We start from the raw sequence: 15806 nt of genomic DNA, 5'->3' as shown, positions 1-15806 counted from the left end.
ACATCTAATAATTGGAGGTGCAGTTTTTCTTTTTTGCTGGTATTATGCAAACCTCATTTCTAACCTTTTACCAACAATCCATATAATAAACAATAATGAGGTTGTCAAAATTAATTTCCATGGATTTTCCGCAACAGACAATATATCATATCCAACTAAAGATACTAAAAAGCTCATAAAAGCTTTCCCTAAGCAGGTGGCAATAAAAAATGTACGCTTAGACACTTCAGATAAACCAGCAACCACATTAACTAAAAATGTAGGTGCGAAAGGCAAGCAGGCTAAAATAAATATAACACTAAACCCTCTCTTTTCAATCCAATGAAAGATTTGACTTGCTTTTTGAATTCTATGTTTATGTTTTATTAGAAACTTAGGTTTATGCTTTGTTGAATATTTTTTTTGTAAATAAACATTGAGCTTTTTGCCTAAGGTTCTGGCAATGAGAAATATACTATAGCTTCCAATTGTAATGCCTAACCAGGAAAATAAAAAACCTAAACCAAGTCCATAAACTTGAGCATTCACCAGAACGATAAAGAATATAGGCAAAATTGGCAAGAATGACTCCAACAAAGGAAGTAGAATCCCTGGCAGTGGTCCAAAACCTCTATATTTTTCAATAAATAAACGGATATCCTCTTCTGAAATATTGGATAACATATCTAAGAAACTAATACTACGCACCTCTTCTTGATTGTTTAGAAAACAATGAATTAAATAATTCCATTACAATATAGCTTGTCCTTTTATCACATTCTACATGCTGTCAACTCCCTCTTAGAGAAGAGGGAGTTGACAGCGTATAGACACAATAATAAATAATGTTTACATTATAACTAATATATATTATAAGTTAATCCACAAAAAAGTTGAAGGCATGGAAACTCCCCTTATCGAAAATGAAACAATCAATAAGGGGAGCTTGGTGAAAATAAAATAATATTAACCTGAAAGGTTATTTCATATTAATTGATACCTACTGCATCGAACGCTTGCTGTACTGAGGTTACCTCAGAGCTGTTTGATCCATATAAATCAGTTGCAGATTGTATAGCAGCAGAACGCAATTGACTGAAGGTTGCATTTTCAGTTAAGTATTGGGTAAGAGAACGATAGAAGATGTCTCCCATTTTATCCTTACCAACTCCATTGACGGATACTCCCGAATGATTTCCACCTTCACTCAATAGATAGGCTGCTTTATTAATAATACCACTATTAGTATGGACACCGCCGTGGTCTGCAGTTGTGTTTAGATAGTCAGAATAGTGATCAGGTTGACCTAATGCAGTTGGATCAGATAAAGATCTTAGTGCATCACCCGAAATGCCAGGTGTATAAATATCTTCACCCATTAACCAATCTGGGTCTAAACCTGCCCAGTACTCTGCTAATACACCAAATATATCTGACATGGCTTCATTCATGGCACCTGATTCATCTTGATAAATCAAGTTGGCTGTTTTGTCTGTGACCGCGTGTGTAATTTCGTGAGCAATAACATCAAATGATCCTGAAAAGTCCAGCCATTCAACTCCATCCCCGTCACCATACATCATTTGATTTAGAGGTTCACCTAACCAACCTGCATTTTGATAATTTTGTCCAAAATGAACGGTAGATTTAATGGCTGCCCCTTGATTATCAAAGCTATCACGGTTAAATGTTTCTAAATAATAATCATATACTAGACCTGCATAATAATGGGCATCCACTGCTGCTGCATCATAGGAATCATTCAATACATTGTCTGCATCACTCCATAACGTACCTGGAAGATATCGCATAATGACTCGAAGTGGTCTATTTAGAATGTTTTGACTTACATTTTCACCATCATAAGTAAAAATGCCGTCTCCTCTAGTATTATCCTGTAAGAAAAAGGTGTTTCCTTGTTGGTCTGTATTTAATATTTTTTCATCTCCTAAAACGCCTGTTCCTGTGCCAGTTGAGTCAACTTTAAAAGAGGAATCAAATTTGTGTAAAATGTCTCCTGTGACTGCGTCAATAAAATAATTCCAGTCTGCTACTTCTGGATATAAGTATTTAAAAGTAACGAGAAGAGCGTAATGTGATTCATTATCTTTTACATAAATCACATTCTCTGCAGATGGTTCTATGACATAAGCTGGAGCATCGGTAAGGGAAGAAATGAGGTCTTCTTCAGCGATAGAAAGTGCATCTTTTTTCTTTACTTTCTTTTCGCCCTTTAATTTTTTATCTAATTCTGGAGCAACAGTTCCTGAAAACGCTGTCAACACTCCTGAACTATCGACATGTGCTGTAAAGGTAGCTCCGTAAACAGGAGTTCCTTTATATTCTTGTTGTAATCTTAAATGAGTGAAGCCTAAATCATCTACAAACTCATCTAGTACAACAAAATCACTTTCAGCTGCTTCAGCAAATTTGAAAACATCCTTTTTATCATTTAAATATTGAAAAAGGATTTCTTTTGGTTTCTTGTTAGATTTTTCAGTCAATTTACCAGAAATAAATTCAGGGGTGGAAGTTTTTTCGCTTTTATTGATTTTTTCAGTAATCTCTGATTGTGCACTAGCTTGAGGAATGAGCATAGCCAATACTAAACACAAGGATAAAACAACAAGAAATCTTTTTTTCATCTTAATCTCTCCTCTTTAATATAATAGAGTTGAGTATCTGCTATTGGACGAATTTCACCTCACTTTTTTTATTAACCGTTTAACAATTCACATTACTTTTATCACAAATAGACTGCATATAAATACATTGATAGTTTAATAGATTAATAAACACAGGTAATGGATTTTTAAAGCATGGAGTGGAATAACTAATCTAGTAGATGTGATTACTAGTAAAAAGTGGAGTATTTAATAGTAGATAAATCCATAACAGATGCGGTAAAAGTAATATGTAAGGGAATAATTATTAACTGGTATGTATTAACAGATTACTCATCTCAAATTATAGTTGAATGTCACAAATCTGTCAATATTATTATAACATGGGTAAAATTACAACAATTCTAGATTAACAGACAAAAGTAGACAAAAAAGTACCTTAGAACAATAGAAAATAAATCTCCTCATTCTATCAGAAATTCTCTTTCTGTAAAATGAACCCTAGTAAGAGAGTTATCATGGGGTTAACTCCAAATTAGATGAACTCTTTATTAATAAGTTTATTTCTGTTTCAACTGATGATTCTGTTAAAGGCAGTTTGTTATTGGATGTGAGCTCTTTCCATTTTTTTGGATCTTTTCGATATAAAGTTTCTGTTAATCTATATACATCTGCATTTAAGTCTAATCCTAGTTTGTAAGTTGTTAAAATTTGAGCTTTAATTTTTTTCTTTGCTAATTGAGTCAGCTTTTCTTGAGTAACATCTGCAAATAATTCACTTACGTATGCTTTTGCTTTTAATTTAATTTGATACGTTACAACTCCATGGTTTATTTCAGGAATGATTTTCACTTTTAATTTATCAATGATAATCGATGCCAACAGGTTATTATTCTGATCTTCAACTAAGAGATTATTATTGATAATATCTGAATGCATCCATCGGAACCCATCAATTTCAGTTTCTTTTAAGATTCCTTTAAATTCATTGCGTGTATATAGGACACTCACACTATTAAACCTGATATGTTCTTCTTTACCCTCAGATTTAAGTTGAATATATGGGATGATTGACGTATAGCTAGGTTCGTCTAATTCAATTAATAAGTCATTAAAATTTACAGGTTTAATCAAAGAGCTTTGCTCATAATTATTTTTGGGATCACCTAATCTTCCAAAAATAGGAGATAAATTCATATCTTTAAACGAACCTACTTTTAATATTTCGTCCAAAGCCTCCGTGCTGCTGCTGTACATCCAAATGGTATATCTAGTTTCAGGGAATCGGATAAATTTTTCTATTACGTCATTCAACTTTCCTCTTTCTTTCATCATATTATCGGAAAAAACGATAGCAGATAAATGTCCCCAAAATACTTTTTCTGGTACAGCTTTATATAAATCAAATAGTGCTTCCTCAATGGTTTTTCCAGTTCCTTTTTCAACTGTTGGTGTAAGTGATCCGCCTGCTTCTCGTCCTTGGCCTCCACGACCTCCAAAAATAACAAATTGCACATGAATCTCAAAGAGATTATCTTTAAAATCAACCCCTAAAGCATGTGCATACAACATGCGATCAACCTCATCAGAATTCCAGCATCCTGTAAGCAATATGAAAATAGATAAAATTAAAAGTAGTTTTTTCAGCATTTACCTCATCCTATGTTTCGAAATCAGCAGAGAATTATGAGTTGTTTCTCCAAGGAATTCTAAAGTATGTTTTCATAAATTCACGAGGGCTCTTTGATGTCATTGTAAGATAATTGACACCAAAGGGTCTTAAATTGGCTAAATAAAGTAGGATCGTAAAAGAGGATAAAAAGAATCCCCATATCCCCAAAATGGAAGATACAAAAAGAATAAAATACCGAATTACACTAATTGCCCCTACTAAAGATTGATTAACTAAGGTATAGGTTGAAACAACAGCAACAGCAATAATGACCATTGTTGTAGCATTGGTAATTCCCGCAGCAATAGCAGCATCTCCAATAATCAGTCCTCCTACAACACTTAAAGTCTGACCTATTCCAACGGGGAGTCTCATGCCAGCTTCCCTAAAAATTTCAAATAACATCAGCATAATGAATACCTCTAAAGCTGAAGGGAAAGGAACCCCGCGCCTTGATTCGACAATGGTGGCAAGCAGTGCAAAGGGAATTTGGGCATGATGAAAGGACACTAATGCAACCCAGAAACCAGGGAGAAAAGTTGCCATCAAAAATCCGATGATTCTCATAGCTCTCTCAAATAAACCAAAAATAGTAATCATTTCTTTATCCTCACCGCTATCCAGCAAAAACATGAAATCAGCAGGTCCTATGATGACTGATGGTAATCCGTCTACGATAAGCACAAAACGACCATTCATCAGAGAATGAACTGTAAAATCAGGTCTGCCCGAATAGCTGAATATCGGAAATAAAGGGGATTTAATATCTCCAACTAACTCCTTTACTTGTTTAGTACTATAGATGGCCTCTGTTTTAATTTTTGATAGTTTGTTTTTTAATTTCTTCAGTACGTGTGGATCAATTTTATCATCAATATAGAGCAATCCTACTTTTGTGTTCGTTTTTTCTCCAAAAGAGTATTGATCATAATGCAGGGAGGTTGAAGGTAATCTTTTGCGGATCAACGCAATGTTGGTGGTTAAATCTTCAATAAATCCATCTCTTGATCCTTTAATAGGTACATCGGTAGTGGAATCCTGTGGATCACGTTTAGGAAAATTGCAAGTATCAATAGAGAAAATGGTTTTTTGTTCTTGAAAGTAAATCAATACTTCACCAATTAAAACTTTAGAAATCATTTTTTCTTTAGTTTCAACCTTCTGTAATGTGGCGATTTTTAAATCATTTATAATCAAATCATCTGTTAATTTTTCCTTTTCCATTGATTCAAAAAAATGACGAAGCTCAGGAATGATGACTTTATTGAGTTTATCGTAATCATAAAGCCCTTCACAGTATGTAAACATGACAAGATAATCTTTTGAACTGGATTGAAAATGAAAAGTTTGATGTTTAACATCAAAACAGGATTGGAATGTATCTTTTATCGTTTGTTCTTTAAAATGATTTTGACTAGTTTTTTTTGGTATGACCATAGCTGTAGTTTCCCTTAATTTAAGTTTTATTTTATATTGAAGTATCCGTATGCTTTTTAATTTCTTTTTGGCTTCATCTTATTTTGTACAGAAACTAATATTCCTACTAATATTGAAATGATAAACATAAACCAGAAGGAATAAGGCATGAAAAATCCATATAACACACTAGCTAATTGCATATCACTAAATGGTAATTGAACAATGATGACCATGATCATAAATAAAATGAGTGTAAGCCAAACTTTATTTTTTTGTTTTTTGATGTTCAGTGTTTCTGGAATGATAAACATGAATAAAGAGATGCGAATATAAGCACCAGCCAACCATTGATAAATAGATAAAAAATCTACATGCTCTACAAAACGTCCAAGCGTGACCATTCGCCACTGTTCGAATGCAGGAGCTCTCATTTTTTGTGCTTCCTCAGGACCAAATATTGTAATAGAGCCAATTAAGGGTCCCAGTGTAAGGAAAACTAAAGAGATTCCAGTTAACAACACGGGAAAAAGTTTGATTTTAGAATGAACTTTGTGCTGCAAAAAAAGGATGATAAATAGTTCTACTAAACCTGATCCTGAGAGCATCATTCCGATAAGAACAGGTTGGAAGCCATGTTCTAATATAGGGGTTAACAATGAATAGTCTTTGTATTGTGTATTAGAAAAGGAGACAAAAAAACCTAAAATAACAACAACTGGCAGCAGCAGCATATTCATATTTGTAATCGTTCTTAAACTAGTGATTACTGTAAAAAAGCATAACAATATAAAAGTGATTGTCAGCATAAACATCGGTGTTTCAGGTAAAAAAGTCAGGATAGTCCAACGAATTGTAGCAATTAACGTTGTTGTAGACAGTAGAAATAAATGTACAACAATAAAGATAAACAGAGCTTTCGTTATTACTTTTCCAAGTTTTGATTCAATAAATTCATGAATGTTTTTTTGCTTTGTTCTTTTTTTTATATAAATAATAATTGGAATCCATATAGAATAAATAATGAGGTTTATAAGTACAGATATCCAAGCATCACGTTGAGCAGTTTCTAATAAAACAGGGATGATAAGAACATGATTAATTAATCCAACCGACGTAATCATTAGCAACATTAACTGTGTAGGTGATATGAAGTCTGTATTACTCTTCATTTGTCTCCCCTCCCTTCTTCAATTTCTATCTTTATATGCCATTAGTATCGGTGGTTTTTTATGGAAACATTCAAAATGTTGTTGACGAAATGTAAAATTAGATTTATGATAAAGATACCCTTAGGGGTATAGGTATTAAAAAGGAGGTGACGCAAACTAATGAAAAAAACAACAATTGTATTGTTCAGTGGTGATTATGACAAAGCAATGGCTGCTTATATTATTGCTAATGGAGCGGCTGCTTATGATCATGAGGTTACCATTTTCCATACATTTTGGGGATTAAACGCTTTGCGTAAGGAAGAAAATGTGCTGACCAAAAAAGGATTTCTAGAAAAGATGTTTGGCCGTTTTATGCCACAAGGAGTAGACAAAATGAGTCTTTCCAAAATGAATTTTGCTGGAATGGGTCCGAAAATGATTAAACAGGTAATGAAAAAACACAATGTATTGCCTCCAGAACAATTAATAGAGATGGCCCAAGAACAGGGCGTAAAGTTAGTTGCCTGTACGATGACCATGGACTTATTAGGATTACAAAAGGAAGAACTATTGAATGACATTGAATATGGTGGAGTTGCCGCTTATTTAGCTGATGCTGAAGATGGCAATGTGAACTTGTTTATTTAATTGAAGGTCTAGTAAAAGGAGTAAATATGGATATTGTTAGTATTGTTATTATAGCAGGCATTATTTTGATTTTTATTTTACAGCGACGTTCACCAAAAGGTGTGAAACAAATTACAACGTCACAGTTGAAGCTTGAACTTGAGGATTCGAACAAACAATTTATTGATGTTCGTTCTACAGAAGAATATCGCAGGAACCACATTAAAAAGTTTAAAAATATCCCGTTACATGAAGTTTCTAAAAAGGGAAATGGATTATCTAAAGAAAAGGAAGTTGTGGTCATTTGTCAAAGTGGTGCAAGGAGTCAACAAGCTAGCAGAATACTGAAAAAACAAGGTTTTAAACAAATTACTAATGTAAAAGGTGGATTAAGTAGTTGGTAAACTAAAGATTGGAGATTATTCATATGGATATTGTTACAACAAAAGAAGTGGAGAAAAAACTAGATGATCATGAATTAATTCATCTCATTGATGTTCGTGAAGTTGATGAAGTTCTGCAAGGTGTCATACCTGGGGTAACACATATTCCATTAGGTTTGTTGGAATTTCGTCTTCATGAGTTGGATAAATCAAAAGAATATATTATGGTATGTCGTTCAGGGAATCGAAGTGGAATAGCTGCACAGTTTCTTGAAAGTCAAGGGTTTCATGTGAAGAATATGGTAGGTGGTATGTTGGAATGGGAAGGGAAAGTAGTACAAAAAAATTTTGATTGAACAAATACCCTACCAGGTATATTGTCATCCTTAAATGAAGAATTCAATGGCATCTTAGATAGACTTATTCTAAATAAATATATGGAGGTTTTATTTGTGACAAATATTCAGACAGATAAAGTATTAGACGCAAAAGGACTTGCATGTCCAATGCCAATCGTAAAAACCAAAAAAACAATCAATGAATTGGAACCAGGTCAAGTTTTGGAAATCGAAGCAACGGATAAAGGTTCAACGGCAGACTTAAAAGCTTGGTGTGAAAATACTGGTCATCAATATATTGGGACGGTTCACAAAGGGAATGTGATACACCATTTTGTAAGAAAAGGGGGTGAAGAAATAAAAGAAATACAACATCCACATTTGATTGATAATGAGGATTTAGCTAAAAAACTAGGGAGTAATGAGCAGATCATCATTCTTGATGTTAGAGAGCCTTCAGAATTTGCATTTAATCATATTCCTGGTGCTATTTCAATTCCGTTTGGTGAACTGGATCAACGAATGAGTAATTTAAATAAAGGTGCAGAAATGTTTGTGATTTGCCGGACAGGAAACCGAAGTGACCTTGCAGCACAAAAATTAACTCAATCAGGGTTTGAAAAAGTATTTAATGTTGTTCCTGGAATGACAGAATGGAAGGGTCAAACTAAGAGTTTAATTACGTAAGGTCTTACAAAATGAAGAAGGAGGCATTCATATGAAAAACCAAATTACAGTCTACACCACGTCTACCTGTCCTTATTGTGTATTATTAAAAAACTTTCTTAACGAGCAAGATCTTCCTTTTAAAGAAATAAACCTTGAGAAGGATGCCGCAGCAGCAGAAAAATTAATCAATACTACAGGGCAGCTAGGTGTTCCACAAGCCGAGGTCAATGGACATTGGGTATTAGGTTTTGATCAAAAAAGAATACTGGAATTTATTCAAGAATAATCAATTTGAATGAATAAAAATGATGAAATAAAACAGGAGGGTTTTATCATGTCAAATAAAGTAGCTATTATCGCATCCAACGGAGGTTTATTTGATGCCTATAAAGTTTTTAATATTGCAACTGCATCAGCTGCAACAGATGCAGAGGTAGGGATATTCTTTACTTTTGAAGGTTTAAATCTAATTCAAAAAGAGGCAAGTGGACAACTTCCATTGCCAGAGGGAAAAGAACATTTTCAAGAAGGGTTTAAAGCGGCACAAGTTCCTAGTATTGATGAGCTTCTTCTCATGGCAAAAGATTTAGGTGTGAAAATGATTGCCTGTCAAATGACAATGGATGTTATGAATGTAAAAAAAGAAGACTTAATTTCAGGTATTGATGTAGGCGGGGCAGTGACATTTCTCGATTTTGCTAAGGACGCAAATGTAACGTTAACATTCTAAAAAGAGCTTAGGAATGATCTGATACTAATATAAAAAAAATTATATAATATGAAAAAAATGAGGAGTGAAAAAAATGAGCGTAACAGTAAAAACGGCAAAAGAAATATTTGATCAAGTGTTGAATGGTGAAGAGTTGTTTATTTTAGATGTGAGAAATACGGACGATTTTAAAGATTGGAAAATTGAAGGCAAACAAATTAAATATTTAAATGTTCCTTATTTTGATCTCATCGATGGAGTAGAAGAAATCATGGATCAAATTCCAAAAGATAAAGAAATCATTGTTGTATGTGCCAAAGAAGGTTCATCTAAAATGGTAGCGGAGATGTTAAGCGACAAGGGGTTAGCTACGTCATATTTAAAAGGAGGTATGAAATCTTGGAGCGAATATCTCTATAAAAAAGAAGTATATAAAGATGACAAAATGACAGTGTTCCAGTTTGTTCGAGTAGGTAAGGGATGTTTATCTTATATGGTTGTGTCAGGCGAAGAAGCTCTCATCGTTGATCCTTCAAGATTTACAGAGATTTATAAAAAAGCAGCTGAAGACGAAGATGTGAAAATTACTCATATCGTAGATTCTCATCTTCATGCAGATCATATCTCAGGAGGGCGCGTACTTGCTGAAGAAACAGGTGCTAACTATTACTTGATGAAAAGTGAAGGTGCTGTATTTGACTTCAAGGCATTAGAAAACTACAACAAGATAGATTTTGAACAAGTTTCATTGGAGGTAATTGCTATAAAAACACCAGGTCATACACCGGGTAGCGTATCCTTCTTTGTAAATGACAAATTATTATTCTCTGGTGATACCATCTTTGTGAGCGGATTAGGTAGACCCGATTTAGGAGGTAAGGCTAGAGAATGGGCTAAAGACTTATACGATACGGTTTACAATAAAGTATCTCAAATCACTGATGATGTGATTGTTTTACCTTCACATTATGCTGATTTTGAAGATGAAGTAAATAGAGCAGGGTATATTGGAGAGACATTAGGCGAAATTAGAAAGCAAAACGAAATCATGTCTAATCAAAGCATAGAAGATTTTGTAGAACATGTTGCACAATCTGCCAGCTCTGAAACACCTCCAAATTTTGAAGAAATTATTGGAATAAATCGAGGTGTGGAAAAAGCAGCTGAAGAAAAACAGCAGGAGCTAGAAATTGGTCCCAATCGTTGTGCAGTACACCATACTCATTAAAAAGGGGAATGAAAATATGAAAGCAACAAAAGTATTAGATGCTAAAGGTTTAGCTTGTCCGATGCCTATCGTGAAAACTAAAAAAGCGATAGAAGGTTTACAGTCAGGTGACATTTTAGAGATCCACGCAACTGATAAAGGGGCTAAAAATGATTTAGCTGCTTGGGTTAAATCAACGGGTCATGAATTGTTGGAGTCAACTGAAGCGGATGGATTGTTTAAGTTTTGGATTAGACGAGGATAATTAAATGGCTTCATAAATTCGAAGAAGGTTTAAATATTTCTTTTTAAAAAGTATAAAATGTGATTTGCCCTTATACGTTCCACTTGCAAAGACCGCAAAAGTCACTAAATAAGGGCAAACCACAATACATTTATTATTAAAAGTTAAAACATTTAACTTCTAGTAAGAAGCCATTAATTAAGAGATGGGAGTAGGAAGAGAAGGGAGGAGCAATAATGTTAAAAAAGATCTTTCCAGCTTTAGATTGGATTCAACGTTATAATAAGCAGGATCTTAGAGGAGACACATCTGCTGGATTAATTGTTGCGATTATGTTAATTCCACAAGCAATGGCATATGCTATGATTGCAGGTTTGCCTCCTGTTATAGGTTTGTATGCCTCTACGATTCCTCTGTTTATATATGCCATTATGGGATCTTCTAGACAATTAGCTGTAGGTCCAGTTGCGATGGTTTCTCTGCTTGTTTTTTCAGGAGTATCCGTGTTAGCAGATCCTGGTACAGAAGAATATTTGTCCTATGTATTTTTATTAATGTTTATGACAGGTATTATCCAGTTAGCGATGGGTGTATTTAAATTAGGTTTTATTGTCAATTTTTTATCGCATGCAGTCGTTAGTGGATTTACTTCAGCTGCTGCTTTAATTATTGGAATGAGTCAATTAAAAAATTTGTTGGGAATCGATATGGAATCGGGGGAGACGATCTTTCATACCTTGTTTGAAGCGGGATCACGTATTAATGAAATGAATCTAATTACCTTTTTCATTGGTATTGGAAGTATTCTGTTTTTATGGCTATTCAAAAAAAAGTATCCGCGATTTCCAGCTCCTTTAATCGTTGTACTAGTTAGTACGTTACTAGTTTATTTTTATAAATTAAATGATGTTGGAGTGAAAATCGTAGGAGAGGTTCCAATTGGAATTCCAAGTTTTTCTTTACCAGCATTTGATATGGATTCCATTATCACCTTAATGCCTATCGCATTAACAATATCCTTTGTTGGTTTCATGGAATCTATTGCGGTTGCAAAAGCGATTGCATCAAAAGAAAACTATAAAATAAATTCCAATCAGGAATTGAATGGTTTAGGTCTAGCGAATGTAGTTGGATCTTTCTTTTCAGCCTATCCAGTAACAGGAGGGTTCTCTAGATCTGCTGTAAACTATCAAGCAGGAGCTCGTACAGGACTGGCATCTATTATAACTGCTGTTTTAATTGTGATCACTTTACTGTTTTTCACACCTCTCTTTTATTATTTACCGAATGCAGTTTTAGCTGCTATTATTATGGTTGCTGTTTTTGGTCTAATTGATGTTAAGGAATTCAAACATTTATTTAAGGTGAAAAAAATGGATGGATGGACTTTAATCCTTACGTTCTTTACGACGCTTATTTTAGGGATTGAAGAAGGGATCATTATAGGTGCAGTATTTTCATTACTTGTTTTTATATGGCGAAGTGCATATCCACACATTGCTGAATTGGGATATTTAAAGGAAAAAGGATTGTTTAGAAACATCAGACGTTATCCTGAAGCGAAAACATTTGAAAATACGCTTATTTTTAGAATTGATGCTTCCATCTATTTTGCTAATATGGGATTTATAGAAAAAAGATTTAGTGACGAATTACTGAAAAAGCCAAGTATAAACAGAATCATACTAGATTTTAGTGCTGTCAATGATATAGATGCTGTTTCAATAGATGAATTAGAAAAAATAATAGACAATTATAAAAATGCAGGGATTGAATTTATCATTACTGGAATGAAGGGACCAATCAAAGATTTAGTGAAGAGAGCTGGTTGGAATGAAAAATATGGACAAAATATTCAATATGCATCAATAAAACATATATTAAACATTGGATGATAAGCAGGTGATAAAGGTGAAAAAAGAACTAAATTTATCAAAACAGAATGAACAATTTATTTTAGAAATGAAAAAACAAGATCCAATATTCTTTTCCAACCTGTCACAAGGTCAATCGCCTGAATATTTTGTTTTGGCTTGCAGTGATTCAAGGGTTAGTCCATCGATTACAGCTAATATGCCTTTAGGACATTTTTTTGTTCATCGTAATGTTGCCAACCAGGTAGTTGAAAGTGATGACAGTTTTTCGGCAGGTTTATATTACGCGTTGAAGCATTTACAAATTAAAAAAATAATCATTGAAGGTCATACAAACTGTGGTGGAATTGATGCTGCGTGTAAAACGAGGCAACAATATGGACAAAAACAAGAATTAGATCAAAAATCAAAGGATTCACAAACAGCAGAAGAAGGGATTATGACATGGATATCTGAAATTCAAAAGAATCTACATGTCCAACAGCAATGCAAGGATTTAACCAATTTTGAGTTGGTTAAATTAAATGTATTAAATCAGATTGAAAATGTGAAAGAACATCCTGTTTATAAAAAGTATGGGGAAAGTGTTGAAATCAGCGGTTATGTTTTTGATCTTTCCTCTGGTAAATTAATTGAAGTGGCAGCACCAAACCCGGAAGCTTTTAATTAAACCTTTCTAAAGATATACTCACTTGTCTCATTCTTTTACTCGTGGTAATATACCTATACATGTATGAGTGAAGGGAGTTTATATAAATGGAATATGGAGATGACGTTAAAAAACGTTTAAAACGATTAGAAGGACAAGTTCGAGGCGTTTTAAATATGATGGATCAGGAAAAACCTTGTAAGGAAGTCGTAAGCCAATTATCAGCTGTTAGAAGTGCTGCCGATAAAGCAATTGCATATATAGTTGCAGTGAATTTAGAGAACTGCATCCTAGAGGAACAAGAAAATGGGAATGATACGAGTGAAGTAGTGAAGGAAGCCATAAATTTGTTAGTGAAAAGCAGATGATTTTTTTCCAATAATAAGTGAAAATAGAGGAATTTAGGGTGACCAAAGAATTCCTCTATTTCTGGAGTTTATAAGTTACGCGGGAACATTTTTTCTTTTTTCTTGATCGCTTACGTTTTGTTTCCCTTCTCTTGCTTGATTCATATTCATTTTACTGCTGCCTTCAAATACTCCACCATCCTCAATGGTTAAAACAGACATGGAGATATTGCCGTTTACTTTTCCAGTAGATGCAATTTCCATTTTTTCGTTTGCGGTTACATTCCCTTCAATTTTGCCAGCTACAGTGATATTACGAGCTGTAATATTGGATATTGCAGCGCCTTTTTCTCCAATAGTAACATCACCTTCACAATGAATATCTCCAATAATTTTTCCATCAATGCGAATGCTTGCCTCTGATTTTATGTTTCCTTCAAATATTGTTCCTTCTCCTACTAATGTGTCTGTTTTATTTGGATCCACAATTTTCCCCTTGTTTCCTTTAAACAATATAGATCATTCCTTCCGTATAAGTTAGGTTCTCTGTCATTGAATGTACTCCATTGGATTTTGCCGTTGACCATTTTTTACAATTTCATAATGAAGATGAGGCCCTGTACTTCTTCCTGTAGAACCTACCAAACCTATCTTTTGACCTTTTTCAACCTTTTCACCGGATTGAACTAATATTTTATTTAGGTGCATATATCTTGTAAGTACACCGTTTGAATGATTGATCGTAATTTGATTCCCATAGATACGATCATAACCTGTATAACTAATGGTTCCATTTGCAGCTGCATAAACAGGATCATTATAGTATGCTCCTATATCTAAACCTGTATGGAAGCTAAGTGCATTCGTAAATGGATCTCTTCGATAACCAAATTTGGATGTAATTTTTTGATGATTTGTTGGCCATATCGAAGGTGTAATGCTCAGTAATTGTTGATATTCTATGATCTCTTGTTTGGTATTTGTTAAACTATCTAATAAAGAGTCCATATCTTCACTTAATATAGTTAAATCCTCTGATGTATTTGTTGAGAGTTCCTTTAAACCTTCATTATGTACAGGAATTAGCTGTCCACCAATTCCTAATTCGGCAAGCTTATTATTGTTATGTGAAAAATAAGAAGAAGCTGTCAATGCTGCAACTGACTGCTTTTCCAATGTTATATTAGATGGTTTTGTTAAAGCTGTAGAGTCAGTACCGGTTATCTTTTTTAACTCATTTTCTAGTTTTTTTAACTCATGAAGTTTTGTTTCAATTTCTTTTGACTGCTCTGATAAACTAATTAAATTGTTTTGCAATTGTGCAATCGTTTTCTCTTTACTTTCTATCGTTTGATTTTTTTGTGAAATCAACTTTGCATATTCTGTTTCACTGTTTTTTAAAGAATCCTGAACACGTTCGAACTTTAACATGGCACCTTGATGAAGTGTGGAAAAGACGAAAATGGCAAGGATAAGAAGTCCCAGTAAGACAGGAATACTATAGAGAACTAAATCCAACATTTTAAATTGAATAGAGGAACGGTTTGCATCTTGTAAAATGATAAAAGTAAACTTCTTTTTCTTCCACTTAAATTTAGATAGTTTGTTCATATGTAACTCCTTTTTCCATTAAAGTGAACCTGCTTTCAGTGAAGTTTACTTCACTGAAAGTTGAGATAGAACAGATGTTTTAATGCATCGTTTGTCCACAAAGATGTGAACTTTTTTAGATGTAAACCACATAAAAGTGTGATTGCAGTCCGTTATCTACTTCTTATAGAAAAAAATGATTACTGCTGAATATTGAATCGTGAGAAATAATGTTGTTTTATAAAAATTTTTCTCACATGATAAATCAATTCACCTTAATCTTTAATTCTATAAAAGAGCTGAAATACCTGCCTTTAAAACAAA

General features: G+C 33.6%; 18 protein-coding genes. 11 read left to right on the top strand and 7 right to left on the bottom strand.

Going from position 1 to position 15806, the window contains the following annotated elements; all coding sequences use genetic code 11:
• Positions 1-42: 42 nt before the first annotated feature.
• From Q5Y73_RS21555 to Q5Y73_RS21535, 5 genes are all read right to left on the bottom strand, one after another.
• Positions 43-687 (bottom strand): TVP38/TMEM64 family protein, encoded by a 645-nt coding sequence (locus Q5Y73_RS21555; protein ID WP_305993993.1) that lies wholly within the window; start codon positions 685-687, stop codon positions 43-45.
• A 281-nt stretch (positions 688-968) separates the two neighbouring features.
• Complete coding sequence (locus Q5Y73_RS21550; RefSeq protein WP_305993992.1) at positions 969-2624, bottom strand: M4 family metallopeptidase; 1656 nt, start codon at positions 2622-2624, stop codon at positions 969-971.
• A gap of 495 nt (positions 2625-3119) precedes the next feature.
• The gene (locus Q5Y73_RS21545; protein WP_305993991.1) at positions 3120-4253 is read right to left on the bottom strand and encodes a Ger(x)C family spore germination protein; all 1134 of its coding nucleotides are present in this window, start codon (positions 4251-4253) and stop codon (positions 3120-3122) included.
• A gap of 34 nt (positions 4254-4287) precedes the next feature.
• Positions 4288-5712, bottom strand: coding sequence for a spore germination protein (locus tag Q5Y73_RS21540; RefSeq protein WP_305993990.1), 1425 nt, complete (start codon positions 5710-5712; stop codon positions 4288-4290).
• A 56-nt stretch (positions 5713-5768) separates the two neighbouring features.
• On the bottom strand, positions 5769-6863 hold the full coding sequence (locus tag Q5Y73_RS21535) for a GerAB/ArcD/ProY family transporter (RefSeq protein WP_305993989.1): 1095 nt from the start codon (positions 6861-6863) through the stop codon (positions 5769-5771).
• Between the two features lie 159 nt (positions 6864-7022).
• Here Q5Y73_RS21535 and Q5Y73_RS21530 point away from each other — a divergent pair, with 159 nt between their 5' ends.
• From Q5Y73_RS21530 to Q5Y73_RS21480, 11 genes are all read left to right on the top strand, one after another.
• The gene (locus Q5Y73_RS21530) at positions 7023-7493 is read left to right on the top strand and encodes a DsrE/DsrF/DrsH-like family protein (protein WP_305993988.1); all 471 of its coding nucleotides are present in this window, start codon (positions 7023-7025) and stop codon (positions 7491-7493) included.
• A gap of 26 nt (positions 7494-7519) precedes the next feature.
• Positions 7520-7876 (top strand): rhodanese-like domain-containing protein, encoded by a 357-nt coding sequence (locus Q5Y73_RS21525; protein ID WP_305993987.1) that lies wholly within the window; start codon positions 7520-7522, stop codon positions 7874-7876.
• A gap of 23 nt (positions 7877-7899) precedes the next feature.
• Positions 7900-8211: a rhodanese-like domain-containing protein gene (locus Q5Y73_RS21520; protein ID WP_305993986.1), complete on the top strand. Its 312-nt coding sequence runs from the start codon at positions 7900-7902 to the stop codon at positions 8209-8211.
• Between the two features lie 96 nt (positions 8212-8307).
• On the top strand, positions 8308-8880 hold the full coding sequence (locus tag Q5Y73_RS21515) for a sulfurtransferase TusA family protein (RefSeq protein ID WP_305993985.1): 573 nt from the start codon (positions 8308-8310) through the stop codon (positions 8878-8880).
• A 31-nt stretch (positions 8881-8911) separates the two neighbouring features.
• Entirely contained in the window at positions 8912-9148 is a 237-nt protein-coding gene (locus Q5Y73_RS21510; protein ID WP_305993984.1) for a glutaredoxin family protein, read from the top strand.
• A 48-nt stretch (positions 9149-9196) separates the two neighbouring features.
• Positions 9197-9592, top strand: coding sequence for a DsrE/DsrF/DrsH-like family protein (locus tag Q5Y73_RS21505; RefSeq protein ID WP_305993983.1), 396 nt, complete (start codon positions 9197-9199; stop codon positions 9590-9592).
• A gap of 73 nt (positions 9593-9665) precedes the next feature.
• A complete protein-coding gene (locus tag Q5Y73_RS21500) occupies positions 9666-10799 on the top strand; it encodes an MBL fold metallo-hydrolase (RefSeq protein WP_305993982.1) in 1134 nt (377 codons plus the stop codon).
• Positions 10800-10815: 16 nt separating this feature from the next.
• Positions 10816-11043, top strand: coding sequence for a sulfurtransferase TusA family protein (locus Q5Y73_RS21495; RefSeq protein ID WP_305993981.1), 228 nt, complete (start codon positions 10816-10818; stop codon positions 11041-11043).
• 215 nt (positions 11044-11258) lie between these two features.
• Positions 11259-12917, top strand: coding sequence for a SulP family inorganic anion transporter (locus Q5Y73_RS21490; RefSeq protein ID WP_305993980.1), 1659 nt, complete (start codon positions 11259-11261; stop codon positions 12915-12917).
• 16 nt (positions 12918-12933) lie between these two features.
• Positions 12934-13566, top strand: coding sequence for a carbonic anhydrase (locus Q5Y73_RS21485; protein WP_305993979.1), 633 nt, complete (start codon positions 12934-12936; stop codon positions 13564-13566).
• An 86-nt stretch (positions 13567-13652) separates the two neighbouring features.
• Complete coding sequence (locus Q5Y73_RS21480) at positions 13653-13913, top strand: metal-sensitive transcriptional regulator (protein ID WP_305993978.1); 261 nt, start codon at positions 13653-13655, stop codon at positions 13911-13913.
• 75 nt (positions 13914-13988) lie between these two features.
• Here Q5Y73_RS21480 and Q5Y73_RS21475 read toward each other — a convergent pair whose 3' ends face one another.
• Positions 13989-14378 (bottom strand): bactofilin family protein, encoded by a 390-nt coding sequence (locus Q5Y73_RS21475; RefSeq protein WP_305993977.1) that lies wholly within the window; start codon positions 14376-14378, stop codon positions 13989-13991.
• Positions 14379-14441: 63 nt separating this feature from the next.
• Positions 14442-15503 (bottom strand): M23 family metallopeptidase, encoded by a 1062-nt coding sequence (locus tag Q5Y73_RS21470; RefSeq protein ID WP_305993976.1) that lies wholly within the window; start codon positions 15501-15503, stop codon positions 14442-14444.
• Positions 15504-15806: the final 303 nt, after the last annotated feature.

It is taken from the genome of Chengkuizengella axinellae (genome assembly GCF_030730905.1).
In the GTDB taxonomy this organism is placed as follows: domain Bacteria; phylum Bacillota; class Bacilli; order Paenibacillales; family KCTC-33759; genus Chengkuizengella; species Chengkuizengella axinellae.
Note: the sequence above shows the minus strand (reverse complement) of the source record. Positions and strands in the feature narration are given on the sequence as shown.

Coding starts and splice junctions, on each gene's coding strand:
- Q5Y73_RS21550 (WP_305993992.1), bottom strand. CDS start 2,624: ATGAAAAAAAGATTTCTTGTTGTTTTATCCTTGTGTTTAGTATTGGCT.
- Q5Y73_RS21545 (WP_305993991.1), bottom strand. CDS start 4,253: ATGCTGAAAAAACTACTTTTAATTTTATCTATTTTCATATTGCTTACA.
- Q5Y73_RS21540 (WP_305993990.1), bottom strand. CDS start 5,712: ATGGTCATACCAAAAAAAACTAGTCAAAATCATTTTAAAGAACAAACG.
- Q5Y73_RS21535 (WP_305993989.1), bottom strand. CDS start 6,863: ATGAAGAGTAATACAGACTTCATATCACCTACACAGTTAATGTTGCTA.
- Q5Y73_RS21530 (WP_305993988.1), top strand. CDS start 7,023: ATGAAAAAAACAACAATTGTATTGTTCAGTGGTGATTATGACAAAGCA.
- Q5Y73_RS21525 (WP_305993987.1), top strand. CDS start 7,520: ATGGATATTGTTAGTATTGTTATTATAGCAGGCATTATTTTGATTTTT.
- Q5Y73_RS21520 (WP_305993986.1), top strand. CDS start 7,900: ATGGATATTGTTACAACAAAAGAAGTGGAGAAAAAACTAGATGATCAT.
- Q5Y73_RS21510 (WP_305993984.1), top strand. CDS start 8,912: ATGAAAAACCAAATTACAGTCTACACCACGTCTACCTGTCCTTATTGT.
- Q5Y73_RS21505 (WP_305993983.1), top strand. CDS start 9,197: ATGTCAAATAAAGTAGCTATTATCGCATCCAACGGAGGTTTATTTGAT.
- Q5Y73_RS21500 (WP_305993982.1), top strand. CDS start 9,666: ATGAGCGTAACAGTAAAAACGGCAAAAGAAATATTTGATCAAGTGTTG.
- Q5Y73_RS21495 (WP_305993981.1), top strand. CDS start 10,816: ATGAAAGCAACAAAAGTATTAGATGCTAAAGGTTTAGCTTGTCCGATG.
- Q5Y73_RS21490 (WP_305993980.1), top strand. CDS start 11,259: ATGTTAAAAAAGATCTTTCCAGCTTTAGATTGGATTCAACGTTATAAT.
- Q5Y73_RS21480 (WP_305993978.1), top strand. CDS start 13,653: ATGGAATATGGAGATGACGTTAAAAAACGTTTAAAACGATTAGAAGGA.
- Q5Y73_RS21470 (WP_305993976.1), bottom strand. CDS start 15,503: ATGAACAAACTATCTAAATTTAAGTGGAAGAAAAAGAAGTTTACTTTT.